This window comes from Isoptericola maris (assembly GCF_048065335.1).
In the GTDB taxonomy this organism is placed as follows: Bacteria; Actinomycetota; Actinomycetes; order Actinomycetales; family Cellulomonadaceae; genus Isoptericola; species Isoptericola rhizosphaerae.
In genome coordinates, this window is the sequence record NZ_JBLUNY010000011.1 from 19,193 (window position 1) to 32,192 (window position 13,000).

The window sequence follows — 13,000 nt, forward strand, 5'->3', positions numbered from 1 at the left end:
CGCGGGCGGACGGTCCGCCGTCGGGCAGCTCCGCCCGTGGTGACGCGTTGCCTCATCGAGGAGCCCTTGTCGCGCCTGACTCCGGCGTTGGAACTGACACCCGGATGAGACCGTTCCCATCAGGAACCGGTTTCTCATGCTAGAGATCGGTTTCCCAGAACGCAAGTTCACCCGCAGCTTCACCCGATACGACAACCCGCGCGTGATAACTTCCGGCCCTCGGACATCCGCGGGGGCGACTCCGACGTGGCACCCGTGCGCTCCGAGCAACCGGCCACTAACGTGGCGCCATGACCGCTGGCCCCATCCCGAGCCGCCCCCGTGACGGGTCCGGTCCCGCTCGCACCGCGGTCATCGTCGAGGACGACGCCGAGATCAGCGCGCTCCTCGAGGAGGTCCTCAAGCAGGCCGGCTTCCAGACGTACACCGCTGTCGACGGCCGCAGCGGGGTCGAGCTCGTGACACGGATCGACCCGCTGCTGACCACGCTCGACATCAGCCTGCCGGACATCGACGGGATCGAGGTGTGCCGGCAGATCCGTACCGTCTCGAACACCTACGTCGTGATGCTCACCGCGCGGACGGACGAGATCGACGCACTGATGGGCCTCGACGCCGGCGCGGACGACTACCAGACCAAGCCGTTCCGGCCGCGCGAGCTGAGGGCACGCATCGAGGCGATCCTGCGCCGGCAGCACCGCGACCTCCCCCCGGGCGCCGCCCCGGTGACGCCCGCCACCGCCCCACCGGGAGTGCACCCGCCCGACGGCGTCGCCCCGGTCGCGACGACGACCGCCGACGGGCTCCTGGTCGACCGGGCCGGCCGCACCGTCCACGTGGAGGACGTCGAGGTCCACCTCACCCGCAGCGAGTTCGACCTGCTCTCCGCGCTCGCCGGCGCGCCCGGCCGCGTGCTGTCCAAGGACGCGCTGGTCCGGGTGCTGTGGGGAGGCGAGTACGACACCGGCACGCCGGTCACCTCTGCCGACCGGCGCGGCGTCGAGGTCCACATGGCCAACCTGCGGCGCAAGATCGGGGACGACCCGGCCTCGCCCCGGTGGATCAGCACGGTCCGCGGCGTGGGCTACCGCTTCGACCAGCGGCACTGAGCGAGAGCGGTCGACACCAGCGCTGCGGCCATCTGCGCGTCGATCATGACCTCCCGCGCCAGCACGCGCGCCGACTCCAACCCGTCGTCACCCGCGTCCAGAGCTGCTCGGCAGCGCGCGGTGGAATAGGCGAGGTCCTCCAGGCCCAGCATCACCGCCGAGCCATGGAGGCTGAGGAGCCGCGTCCTGGCCAGGTCTCCGTCACCGCGGACCAGCGCCCGGCGACAGGACGTCAGACGGCGCGGCAGCAGCTCCAGCCAGATCGTCGCGAACCGGTCGACCGCAGGCCCGTTGCCCTCCAGCTGGTCGATCAGGTCCTGCCAGGCCCGCGCAACGGCGGCGGACGGATCGATCGTGGTCATGCGCGCCCCCCGGGCGTCCTGGTGCGTCCGGCGTCGTCGGCCGTCGTGACCGCCGCGAGCGCGAGCTGCACGGTCATGTCCGGTTCTGCGAGGTAGATGGGCGTCGACACCCTCCGATGGTGAGCATCCGACCTCATGCGCGACTCCCGACGTGATCAGGATCCGCTCAGGATCACCTCAAGATCGGGGCCCGCCGGGGCAGGTCAGCGGCGCAGGACGCGCACCGTCTCGTGGAGCACGTCGCGCGCCGGCGCGACACGGTCCGGGCGCCCGTCCCGCAGCGCGGCCTCGACGTGCCGGGCGGCATCGGCCAGCTCGTCGTCGCCGAAGGTCCCCGCCGAGCCCGCGATCGCGTGGCACAGCCGTGCGGCTTCGCTCCGGTCCGTGGCGCCGAGCGGTCCCCTGCGGCGTACCAACAGCTCGAGCACCCGGTCCGCCCGGGCGAGGTTGCGCTGCCGAGCGCTGCGGCCGATCCGGGCGACCGCACCGTCCAGCCCGTCGTCCCCGGCGGCGCGCCCGGGCGATCCGTTCACGCTGGCCACCCGAGCATGTCGGCGAGGATCTGCGGCAGGGCGAGCGGGTCGAACGGCTTGGTGATCACTCCCGCCGCACCGAGACCGTCGAGCCGGCCGATGTCGTGCGAGCCGATCTTCGCGGTCAGGAACACCACCGGGACGTCCCGCAGCGCGTCGACGGCCCGCATCCGGGCCAGCACGGTCGGGCCGTCGAGCGTCGGCATCATGACGTCCAGGAGGATCACGTCCGGACGGACCTCGCGCGCGAGCCTGACGCCACCCACCCCGTCGCCCGCCGAGTGCACCTCGTGGCCTCCGACGGCGGACAGCGACAGCGCCGCGACCTCGCGGATCGACGAGTCGTCGTCGACGACCACCACGACACGCCTGGTTCCCACCTGTTCCGCCCCCCGGTGCCCGGACCTCGACGACGCTACCGTCTCACGACCCGCCACGCGCGGCACGCGCCGTCCGTCGCACCCAGAGCCGTCGGTCGGTCGGGCGGCGCCGGTCGGTCGGGCGGCGCCGACCGCGTTCACCTACCCTCGGGCCATGGACGAGGCGCGCCGCGCAGCGGCACGGGCGCACAGGCAGTTCCTGGGGTGGTCCTGGGCTGCCGGCGGGACCGTGCTCGTGGTCGCCGTCGTGCTCGCGGGCCCGTTCGACCCGGCCGTGCGGGAGGTCGCGTCCCAGGCGGCGCTCGCCGCTGCCGCCGTGTTCGCCTGGGCCAGCTGCGGTCGGCGTGCCGTCCGCTCTGCCGGACGACGGCGGCGGGCGTGGGGCGCCCTGAGCCTCGGTGGGGCGGTCGGCCTCCTGGGCAACGTGTACGCCACCGTCGTGGACGACCCGGCGACGGGCGACGTCGCCTACATCCTCGCCCTCACGCTCGGCGTCGTCGGGCTCGCGTCGTTCCCCACCGTCCGCCGCCGCGGCCTCGAGATCCCGCGGATGCTGCTCGACAGCATCGTCGTCGGCGGGTCCGTGCTGTACATCGCCGTCTTCGCCGTCGTCCTCAGCGGCCGCGACGTGACCGGCCAGCCCGCTGTGAGCGCCTACGTGCTGCCCGTCGCCGACGCGCTGCTCGCCACCCTGGCCGTCCTCGTGATGACCCGGTCGAGCGCCGCGGAGCGGGTACCGCTGGTGCTCGTCGGCAGCGGGTTCGTCCTCTACGCCGTCGCGGACGTCACGTTCGCGTTCTTCGCGGCCGAGAACGAGTTCACCTTCGGCAGCCCCGCCGACCTGGGCTGGATCGGGGGATACGCGGCCATCGCCGTCGCCGCGCGACACCCTGCGGCGTCCGGGAGCCCCGTCGACAGCCGGCGCCGCGACGGGTCGCCCGTGCTCGGCACGGTCGTGACGTTCGCCCTCTTCCTCGCTGCGGCCCTGGTCCGGGTGGTCGGGTCGGGCGAGGAGATCCCGTGGGTGGCGGACGCCCTCTGGATCGTGGTGCTCGTGGCGGTGGTGGCCCGGCAGATCCTCGTGGTGGTCGACAACGAGTCGCTTCTCCACGGCCTGGAGCGACGGGTCGAGCAGCGGACGGCGCAGCTCCGCGCCCTGGCCGCCGAGCGCGAGCGCACGCTCGAGTCCGTCGCCGACGGCATCTACGGCGTCGATGCCGAGGGTCGCCTGACCTTCGTCAACGCGGCCGCGTGCCGGGCGCTCGGTGCGACACCGGACGATCTCGTGGGACGTGACGCGCACACCACGTTCCACGCCTCCAGGGAGGACGGCTCCCCGTTCCCGGTGGAGAGCTGCTACATCACCGAGGCGGTGCGCGACGGCGTCACCGCCACGGCGGAGCAGGACGTCTACCGCCGGCTCGACGGCAGGAACGTGCCGGTCGAGGTCACCGCGAGCCCGCTGCGCGACGACAGCAGGATCCGCGGGGCGGTCGTCGTCTTCCGCGACGTCACCGAGCGCCGCGAGATCGAGCGCCTGAAGGACGAGTTCGTCTCGGTGGTCAGCCACGAGCTGCGCACGCCGCTCACGTCGATCCGTGGCGCGCTGGGCCTCCTCGACAGCGGCGTCCTGGGCGACGACCCCGCACGGGCGCGGCGCATGGTGCACATCGCGCTGACCAGCGGCGACCGGCTCGGGCGGCTCGTGGACGACATCCTCGACTTCGAGCGCATGGCGGCGGGCTCGACCTCCCTGGAGCTGGCGGAGCAGCCGGTCGACGCCCTCGTCGTGGCAGCGCAGGAGCAGGTCGCCGTCCTCGCGGACCTGGCAGGTGTCACCCTCGAGCACAGACCGTCCCCGGAGGTCGTCCGGGCGGACGCCGATCGCATCGTGCAGACCCTCGTGAACGTGCTGTCGAACGCGGTGAGGTTCTCCGTGCGGGGCAGCACGGTGCGCACCAGCGCCCTGCCGGCCGGCGACATGGTCGAGCTGCGCGTCGACGACGACGGACGCGGGATCCCGCCCGCCAAGCTGGAGGCCGTCTTCCGCCGGTTCGAGCAGGTCGACGCCTCCGACGCCCGCGAGCGCGGCGGGACCGGTCTCGGGCTGCCGATCGCCCGCGGCATCGTCGAGGGCCACGGAGGCAAGATGTGGGCCGTCAGCGAGGGCGACGGCACGGGGACGAGCATCCGGTTCACCCTGCGGCGTGTCGACGCGCACCGCACGCCGACCGGCCCGTACGCCGCCGACGGCGAGCCTGCGGGCCTCACGCACGCTCCGCCGTCGGGCACGGACCCGCGCAGCACGGGCGACGACGACGCGGGCACGCCGCGCGTCGTCGTCGTGGACGACGACCCCTACGTGGTCGACGTGCTGAGCACCATCCTCGAGGAACGCGGGTTCGCGGTCATCGGCGTGACCGACGGAGAGGCCGCGCTCGACCTCGTCGCCGCGGAGCACCCGGCGGCGATCGTGCTGGACCTGGCCATGCCCGGCACCGACGGCGCCGAGGTGCTGTCGCGGCTGCGCCACACCGCCGCGACGGCTCGGGTCCCGGTGGTGGTGGTCTCCGGGACCGAGCCGACCGAGGCCGGTGCGAGCGCGGACCTCGCCGACGGGTGGCTGGTCAAGCCGGTCGACCCGGGGCGACTCGTCGCGACCGTGCGCGACGTCGTCCGCCGGCATCCACGCCACGAACGCGTCCTCGTCGTGGAGGACGACGACGAGCTGCGCGAGGTCGTGGCCGCCGTGCTCGAGCACGGCGGGCTCACCGTCACCCAGGCGCGCTCGGTCGGCGAGGCCCGGACCGCCCTCGCCACGGCCGAGCCGGACCTGCTCGTGCTGGACCTCTCCTTGCCCGACGGCACCGGGCAGGCCCTCGTGGCCGACCTGCGCGAGGATGGACGGCTGGGGCAGGTGCCGCTCGTGGTCTACACGGGCAGCCCGGTGGCACTGCACGACCGTGCGGACCTGAGACTGGGCCGTACCGTCTTTCTCGCCAAGGAACGCACCGCACCCGACACCCTGCTGCGGCCGGTGCTGGACCTCCTTGACGCCGTCGCCGGCCGGACGACCGGCACGGACAACCCTCCACCCGACCTCCGAGGAACTGATGAGCGACAACCTGACGATCCGCATCAGCAAGGGCACCGGCACCGGACGGACGACCCTCGCGGCCTTCGACGCCGCCCTGGTCGCCGCCGGGGTCGGTGACTTCAACCTGATCCGGCTGAGCTCCGTCGTCCCACCTGGCAGCACGATCCTCAAGGTGGAGCCGCAGGACGGCATCTCCGGGGACCACGGGGACGCCCTCTACTGCGTCTACGCCGAGGCGCACGCCTCGTTGCCGGGGCACGAGGCGTGGGCCGGGGTCGCCTGGTCGGTGCGCGACGACGGCAGCGGAGCCGGTCTGTTCGTCGAGCACGAGGGCCCTTCCTACGAGCAGGTCGCCACGGACCTCGGCCACAGCCTGGAGGACCTGTCCGCGTCACGCGGCGGCGTCTACCACCCGCAGGGCCGCCGGATCACCGGCATCACGTGCGAGACGCTGCCCGTGTGCGCCGTCGTCGTGGCGACGTTCCGGCGGGCCGGCTGGGCGGAGGCCGCCGATGGCCACTGACGTCACGTTCGAACCGACGCTGAGCGGTCCGGTGGCCGAACGCTTCTGGCAGCTGTACCTGGAGGCCTTCGAGCCCCTGCGGACCCGGGCGGCAGCGCGGCACGTGCTGCACCGCGAGGAGTTCGACGAGGAGATGGCCGACCCCCGCGTCCTCAAGCTCCTGGCGCACGACGAGACCGGCGACGCGGTCGGGATGACCACCCTGGCGACCGACCTCGCCGCCGTGCCCTGGGTCAGCCCCGAGTACTTCGCCGCCCGGTACCCGGAGCACGCGGCGCGCGGGGCCGTCTGGTACATCGGCTACACGCTCGCGCACCCCGGCCGGCGGGCGACCCGCACCTTCATGGACATGATCGACGCGCTCGTCGCCCATCTCGCGGAGCACCGGGTGGTCTGCGCCTACGACGTCTCCCGCTTCAACGACGACGGGCTGCGGTTCGCGGACAACCTGCGCCGCCACCTCGAGCGGACGCGCGACGTCACCGTCGAAGAGGTGGACCGGCAGACGTACTACGCGACGACGTTCCACTGAGGGTCCTCGCGGGCTCACGGCGCCCGGTGAGAGGCGTGCCGTCATGGCTCATCGGCTGTCGACCCGTCCGATCGGCTCGGCGCTGCCGCTGAACGCGGCTCGCGCGGCGGGCCAGGCGCCGTCGTCCACCTGGAGCGCGGTCCGCAGGTACGCGGTGCTCAGACGCTGGACGACGGCGACGCGCTCCGGGTTCTCGTCGGTGGTCTCGGCCACCTCGTACCCGACGATCCCGCCGAGCGCGTGCTCCGCGCCGTAGAGCGTGAGGAGATCGGTGGCGCCAGGGCTGTGCCGGTAGGCGTCGGTGAACCAGTCGGGTCCACGGCTGGACATCGCCGACTGGTCACGGTCGCCGGCCACGACGAGCGTCGGGGTGGTCAGCTCCTCGAACGAGGGGCGCATGAACGGGAAGTTCGCCTGCGCGAAGGGGTGGAGCTCGTCGCCTCCGAGTCCGGTGGCGGCGAACAGGATGCCCGCGGTGATGCGGCTGTCGGCCATGTCCTCACCGACCTGGCCGGACTCGTCGAGGATCCGCGCACCGAGGAGCGACTGGACCGACTGCGCGCCCCAGGAGTGACCGGCAGCGGCGACGCGGCTCCGGTCGACCCGGCCGGCGAGGCCCGGCACGGCGGCCTCGACGGTGTCGAGCTGATCGAGGATGCGCGTGAGGTCGGCGATCCGCTCGGTCCAGATCGTCGGGAAGACGGGATGGTCGAACCCGTAGCCGTGGCGGCGCGAGTCCAGGTGCGTGGGCTGGACCACGACGAAGCCGCGGGAGGCCCAGAACGCCGTCACCGGCGCGTACCCGTCGAGGTTCCACCCGTTGCCGTGGGAGAACACCACGACGGGGAGGTCGGTGCCCGTCGCCGGGGCGGAGACGCGCACCTCCAGCGGCAGGGGTCGGCCCGGGGCCGACAGCTCGAGCGGAGCGACGGAGACGACCGGGGTGCCGGTGCCGACGATGCCGTCCAGTGAGTCGACGATCGATGTCGTCATGACAGATTCCTTCCTGAGGGGTGCGCTCTGCGATACTGGTATCGGAACGCTGTTCCGCCACAATACGGAGCACTGTTCCGAAACGCAAGCCTGCGTCGTCGACCCCGAGGAGGACCCATGGCTCGGAGCGGACCCGAGCAGCGGCCTGCCGCGCAGCCCAGGCCGGCGGGGCGCCCACGCCGGAACCAGCAGGACCTCCTGCAGGCAGCAGCGGCAGTGTTCGTCACCTCCGGCGTGGACGCCCCGGTACGGGAGATCGCGGCGAAGGCCGGGGTCGGTGTCGGGACCATCTATCGACACTTCCCGACCCGCGCGGAGCTCGTCGTGGCGGTGTACCGCCACCAGGTCGAGGCCTGCGCCGAGGCAGGGCCGCGGCTGCTCGCGGAGAGCCCGACACCCGAGGCGGCGCTGCGCGCGTGGGTGGCGCTGTTCGTCGAGTTCCTGGTCACCAAGCACGGGCTCGCAGGCGCCCTGCACGGCCAGGACGCGGAACCGGACGCGTTGCACCGGTACTTCATCGACCGGCTCGTGCCTGTCTGCGGCGCACTCCTGGACGCTGCCCGGGCGGCGTCCGGCCACGACGCCCTCCCGGTCGACGCCTACACCGTGCTCAAGGGCATCGGCAACCTGTGCATCGGGGCAGCGGCCGACCAGCGGCACGATGCCGACATGCTCGTACAGATGCTGATCAGCGGAGCGCTCTCCCACGACGTCCCTGAGCCCACGAGCTGATCTCGGACGGCAGAACATCGAACACGTCATCTCGGACCGTCCGGCTGCCCAGAGAGTCCAGCGGGCGTGATCGTGGCCACGAGCGCGGCACCGATCTCCGGGAACGGCGAAACCGGCTCTTCGTCGATCCGGTGAAGAGCAGCGCTGCCCGTCACCCCGCCCCTATCCGTGCAGCAGACCCGAAGCCATCATCACCACTCAGGTCGCACTCGCCGCCTGAGAACCGCTGTCACCTATCTGTTCAGCAGACCCGCTACACCACCCGACGAGCGCCCTGTCGGCTACACCACCCGGCCAGGCCAGCAGCACCAGCCACAACCCGACTACCTGACCCACCGGCACCGCCGACCGGACGAGCACGTCCCGAACAGGTCCTGAACCACGCCGCGGCCACCGCAGGGCCACCGCCCGACACCACCACCGCCGTCGGACGACCGGCCCACCGGGCGCCCGACCCAGCACCAGCCGGCGCCACGCTGCGCGAACCACCCAGAAACGACAAAAGCCCCGGCCGGGTGACCCCGGCCGGGACTTTTCGGGCTCAACGCAGATGAGGGTGTAGCGCTGGCTGGCTGATCTGGCCGGGGATGGGTCGAGGTCCCCCAGGATGGGAGTTCTCACTCTGCCCATCTGGAAGACCTCGACGTGGACGACGCTACCTTCTGCACACCTGACCTGACGACGTTCTGCCGCCTGGACGAGCTCGGTCTCGTCGTGGTCGGGCAGCATCTGGAGCCTGACCGGGCGGTGCTCGAGTGCTGCGTGGTCGCGCGCGATGACGACGCGTTCTGCAGACAGTGCGGGGCCGAGGGCACGCCGCGTGGGACGGTGTCTCGGTGGCTGGCGCATGAGCCGTTCGGGTGGCGGCCGACGACGCTGCTGGTGCGGGTGCGCCGCTACCGCTGCGAGAGCTGCGGGCGGGTGTGGCGGCAGGACACCACGGCGGCTGCGGATCCGCGGGCGAAGCTCTCGCGGGCGGCGGTGCGCTGGGCCCCTGGTCGGGATCGTGGTTCAGCACCTGACAGTGGCGCGGGTGGCCGAGGCCCTCGCGATCGCGTGGCACACCGCCAACGACGCTGTCCTGGCCGAAGGTCGGCGGGTGCTGATCGATGACGAGGCCCGGTTCGACGGCGTGGCCGTCATCGGAGTCGACGAGCACGTGTGGCGGCACACCCGCCGCGGCGAGAAGTACGTCACCGTGGTCATCGACCTGACCCCGATCCGCGACGGCACCGGATCCGTCCGGTTGCTCGACATGGTCGAGGGGCGCTCCAAGCAGGCCTTCAAGCAGTGGCTCGCCACCCGCCCGAAGACCTGGCGAGATCAGGTGGAGGTCGTCGCGATGGACGGCTTCACCGGGTTCAAGACCGCCACTGCCGAAGAGCTGCCCGACGCGACCGCGGTGATGGACCCGTTCCACGTCGTGCGCCTGGCGGGCGATGCCCTGGATCGCTGCCGACGCCGGGTCCAGCTGGATCTGCACGGCCACCGCGGCCGTGCCAAGGATCCGCTCTATCGTGCCCGGCGGACCCTGCACACCGGCGCCGACCTGCTCACCGACAAGCAGACGACCAGGATCGAGGCCCTGTTCGCGATCGAGGAGCACGTCGAGGTCGAGGCGACCTGGGGCATCTATCAGCGCATGATCACCGCCTACCGCCACCCCGACCGCGCACACGGCCGCGCCCTGATGGTCGCCGTCATCGACTCGGTGGCCCGCGGCGTTCCGGCCGCGCTGACCGAGCTGGTCACCCTCGGCCGCACCCTGACCAAGCGCGCCGCCGACGTGCTGGCGTTCTTCGACCTACCAGGCTCGAGCAACGGCCCGACGGAGGCGATCAACGGCCGACTCGAACACCTCCGAGGCTCCGCCCTGGGCTTTCGCAACCTGACCCACTACATCGCCCGATCACTCCTGGAGGCCGGCGGCTTCAGACCGCGGCTACACCCTCATCTGCGTTGAGCCACTTTTCGAAACTGCACCGCTCTCGAAACCGAGAACGGCCTCACGTGGGTGGTTCCGGAAACTCGTTGACCAGCACCGGAGCGACCACCAAGGAGAGTCCAGGCACACCTCGAGGGGACGGCCAGGCACACCCGCTTCGCGCGTGCCGCCGCGATCGTCGCAGAGGGGTCAGGTCCAGAGGCGCTCGATCGGGAGCACGTGGATCCGGTCGTCTACCTCGTATCCCGTCGCGCCCGTGTAGAACGTGATCCCGGCGACGAAGGAGGATCCCAGGCGATCCCGCAGGGCGACCAGCGGCGAGAGTTGCGTCCGCTTGACGACGTCCCCTGCCTTGACCTCGATGGCGACGACCGCACCGTCATGCCGCTCCAGGACCAGGTCGACCTCGAGGCTGTCGCGGGTGCGCCAGTACCCGGCCGAGACAGGGTCATCCATCCATGTCGTCTGCCGGATCGCCTCCTGGACGACGAAGGACTCAAGCAGGTGGCCGAACTCTGTGAGGGAGGCTGGGTCAAGTCGCTTCATCTTCGCGGCGCTCAGTCGCAGGAGGTGGGCGCCGATCCCAGAGTCGACAACGTGAATCTTGGGAGACTCGATACTCCTGGGCAGGACGGTCACGCCCCAGGCAGGGAGCCGACGGACGAGGAACAGCGACTCGAGGAGTTCGATGTACGCGGAGGTCGTGTCCCACGACGGAGCCACATCATTGGCGACCTTCGAGACGTTGAGGACGCTTGCCGTCTGGCCGACGGTGCGCGTGAGCACGTCCCTCAGGTCGGATCTTCTGCCTATACGTCGCAGCTCGCCGGCGTCTCGTTGGATCGACTGTCCCACGTGTGCCTCGAACCAGCGGGACCTGTCCGCCGCGGTGGGTTGCGCGAGCGCAAGGGGCATTCCGCCCCGCATCACACGATCGACGTACTCGTCCCTGGACGTGGTCGCGGCCCGGGCATGGTGTTCGACGTCTCCCTCAAAGGCGCGCGCGATGAGGTCGTTGGCGGTCGCGTCGAGTTCGGCTTGCGTCAAGGGCATAACCGGTAGCCGCTGGATGCGCCCCGTCAGAGCTTGCGTGCCTCGCGGCAAGGAGTCGTAGCTGGCCGAGCCTGCGAGGACAAACATGCCCGGCCTCGTCTCACGGTTGAGCCGAGCCTTGATCGCGTCCAGCAGCGACGGAGCCTTCTGGTACTCGTCGACGAGCACTGGTGTGTCTTCTGCGACGACTGCCGCCGGACTGTTCAGCGCGAGCTGAAGGTAGTCCTCCCGATCCAGGTCGATCACTACGGCATTCGTGTCGGCTGCCAGCCCATCCAGCAGCGTCGACTTGCCCACTCCGCGGGGCCCTTCGAGAAGGAGCACCGGCGTCGTCGCCGAGCGGTGGCGGACCACTCGGGTCAGTCGTCGTGCGATCAGGCTGGTCACAACCCCAACGTAGCTCCATGTCGGAACCTGCCGCTACCCGAAGTCGGAATCTGCCGCCCCGGAAAGTCGGATCCTGCCGTCGCTCAACCTCGGAGCCTGCCGATCGGGATCGCAACCACGGCCATCGACATCCTCTCGGTGCCTTGCGGCCGCAGACTGACCGTCACCTACCCGTGCAGCAGTCCCCCGTCCGTACGGTGGTGTCCGCCGGCCGCCGGGATCCTCCGGGGATGCTCAGCGCCTGTAGCAAACAGGGCTGTGCCGGCAATGAACATCACGACGGCCCGGACTAGCCGAAGCCGCAGCATGCACACCCCTGGAGGATGCGGAATGAGCACGTTCCACGCCGAACGACGTCGCCATGATACCCCCACTCCCGCATCGGCGATGGGGTGCCCTGCTCGTGCGCTCCGGAGCCCACAACCGGACCATCGGGCCATGTGAGCCAACACCGGCACGCGCCGCACACCACAGAGCGGCACCACCCGGTCAGCGAACTGTCCTGCATGGCCTGGCTGACGAGTTGAGGCTGATGCTCAACAGTTCATCAAGTATGCGCACCCAGCACGCGACACTAGATTCGCCTGCATATATTGAGCAACTGGCTGCCTGCTACAGACTCGTAGTGTCAGCCGATTGCATGAAAGCATCCAGCCCTTCACGACCGAAAGAGTCGAAATGAAGTCACTGCGCGTTACCGCTTCCAGCCTTGTGGCCGCCCTGGTCATCCTTGGCTCGCCCATCAGTGGCGCCAGCGCCACACCTGGCCACACTGGCACTGAAGACATCGTCGCAGACCTCGATACGGAAGGCTCAGAGGCTACCGACGAAACAGAAGCGACCACCGCCACGCCGTACATACTTGCAGCCAGCCCAGAAGAGGCGATCGCGCTACTCGACGAACTGGAATCTCAACAAGCAGATGAAATCACCACCCGAGCTGTGAGCTTCGGACCCTGCACTCTCCACCCATCAACGATCCACTGGCGAACGTCGTCGGGCAACAAATCCATCGGCCAAAAGCCGTACACTCGATGCACGGTGCCAGTGAGCAGGATTCACCACACGACGGAACTGCGATACCAGCATTACCTCACATGGAAGGTCGCGAAGAAGAAGACCGGCGGAAACTACAACCAGAAGAATTACACTCAGAAGAACGTCGAACACTTTTGCACCGGCACTACTGGCACGAATTTTAGGGGGACAACCCTTGGAAAGATCGTCTACAAGGGGAAGTCGTACTACTCACGCGTCTACACTTCTCCGGCACGGTTTGGGTGCCGAGTATAGTGACTTCTACCTGTATTGCCGTCTTTGGATACACTCCGCTAGGGGCAGAGGTCTTCGCAGG

Annotated in this window: 11 protein-coding genes and 1 pseudogene; 7 read left to right on the forward strand and 5 right to left on the reverse strand. The window is 70.4% G+C overall.

The window, feature by feature from the left end; all coding sequences use genetic code 11:
* The first annotated feature begins 290 nt into the window (after positions 1-290).
* The gene (locus ACH5HR_RS14695) at positions 291-1,109 is read left to right on the forward strand and encodes a response regulator (RefSeq protein ID WP_416478540.1); all 819 of its coding nucleotides are present in this window, start codon (positions 291-293) and stop codon (positions 1,107-1,109) included.
* On the opposite strand, the gene ACH5HR_RS14700 is transcribed toward ACH5HR_RS14695, so the two are convergent.
* The 3 genes from ACH5HR_RS14700 to ACH5HR_RS14710 all read right to left on the reverse strand — a co-directional run bounded on the left by ACH5HR_RS14700 (position 1,085) and on the right by ACH5HR_RS14710 (position 2,384).
* Positions 1,085-1,471, reverse strand: coding sequence for a hypothetical protein (locus tag ACH5HR_RS14700; RefSeq protein WP_402374821.1), 387 nt, complete (start codon positions 1,469-1,471; stop codon positions 1,085-1,087). The two genes, ACH5HR_RS14695 and ACH5HR_RS14700, sit on opposite strands and share 25 nt — an antisense overlap.
* A 203-nt stretch (positions 1,472-1,674) precedes the next feature.
* Positions 1,675-2,004, reverse strand: a complete 330-nt coding sequence (locus tag ACH5HR_RS14705; protein WP_402374823.1) for an Hpt domain-containing protein — start codon at positions 2,002-2,004, stop codon at positions 1,675-1,677.
* On the reverse strand, positions 2,001-2,384 hold the full coding sequence (locus ACH5HR_RS14710; protein ID WP_402374825.1) for a response regulator: 384 nt from the start codon (positions 2,382-2,384) through the stop codon (positions 2,001-2,003). The genes ACH5HR_RS14705 and ACH5HR_RS14710 overlap by 4 nt, the downstream gene beginning before the upstream one ends.
* 154 nt (positions 2,385-2,538) lie before the next feature.
* Here ACH5HR_RS14710 and ACH5HR_RS14715 point away from each other — a divergent pair, with 154 nt between their 5' ends.
* From ACH5HR_RS14715 to ACH5HR_RS14725, 3 genes are read left to right on the forward strand one after another with little or no spacing between them, the layout of a single operon-like run.
* Positions 2,539-5,598 (forward strand): response regulator, encoded by a 3,060-nt coding sequence (locus ACH5HR_RS14715; RefSeq protein WP_416478542.1) that lies wholly within the window; start codon positions 2,539-2,541, stop codon positions 5,596-5,598.
* Positions 5,498-6,004, forward strand: a complete 507-nt coding sequence (locus ACH5HR_RS14720) for a pyruvoyl-dependent arginine decarboxylase (protein ID WP_402374829.1) — start codon at positions 5,498-5,500, stop codon at positions 6,002-6,004. Before ACH5HR_RS14715 ends, ACH5HR_RS14720 begins: the two co-directional genes overlap by 101 nt.
* Positions 5,994-6,536: a hypothetical protein gene (locus ACH5HR_RS14725; protein WP_402374831.1), complete on the forward strand. Its 543-nt coding sequence runs from the start codon at positions 5,994-5,996 to the stop codon at positions 6,534-6,536. Before ACH5HR_RS14720 ends, ACH5HR_RS14725 begins: the two co-directional genes overlap by 11 nt.
* A 48-nt stretch (positions 6,537-6,584) precedes the next feature.
* Here ACH5HR_RS14725 and ACH5HR_RS14730 read toward each other — a convergent pair whose 3' ends face one another.
* Complete coding sequence (locus ACH5HR_RS14730; protein ID WP_416478544.1) at positions 6,585-7,529, reverse strand: alpha/beta hydrolase family protein; 945 nt, start codon at positions 7,527-7,529, stop codon at positions 6,585-6,587.
* Positions 7,530-7,646: 117 nt separating this feature from the next.
* On the opposite strand from ACH5HR_RS14730, the gene ACH5HR_RS14735 reads away from it, so the two are divergent.
* Together ACH5HR_RS14735 and ACH5HR_RS14740 are read left to right on the forward strand one after the other, a co-directional pair.
* The gene (locus tag ACH5HR_RS14735) at positions 7,647-8,261 is read left to right on the forward strand and encodes a TetR/AcrR family transcriptional regulator (protein ID WP_416478545.1); all 615 of its coding nucleotides are present in this window, start codon (positions 7,647-7,649) and stop codon (positions 8,259-8,261) included.
* Positions 8,262-8,906: 645 nt separating this feature from the next.
* Positions 8,907-10,224 (forward strand): annotated as a pseudogene (locus ACH5HR_RS14740) (ISL3 family transposase).
* A gap of 171 nt (positions 10,225-10,395) precedes the next feature.
* On the opposite strand, the gene ACH5HR_RS14745 reads toward ACH5HR_RS14740, so the two are convergent.
* Positions 10,396-11,646: an ATP-binding protein gene (locus ACH5HR_RS14745; protein ID WP_402374843.1), complete on the reverse strand. Its 1,251-nt coding sequence runs from the start codon at positions 11,644-11,646 to the stop codon at positions 10,396-10,398.
* Between the two features lie 678 nt (positions 11,647-12,324).
* Between ACH5HR_RS14745 and ACH5HR_RS14750 the strand changes: the two genes are divergently transcribed.
* Positions 12,325-12,939, forward strand: a complete 615-nt coding sequence (locus tag ACH5HR_RS14750; protein WP_402374845.1) for a hypothetical protein — start codon at positions 12,325-12,327, stop codon at positions 12,937-12,939.
* Positions 12,940-13,000 lie beyond the last annotated feature (61 nt).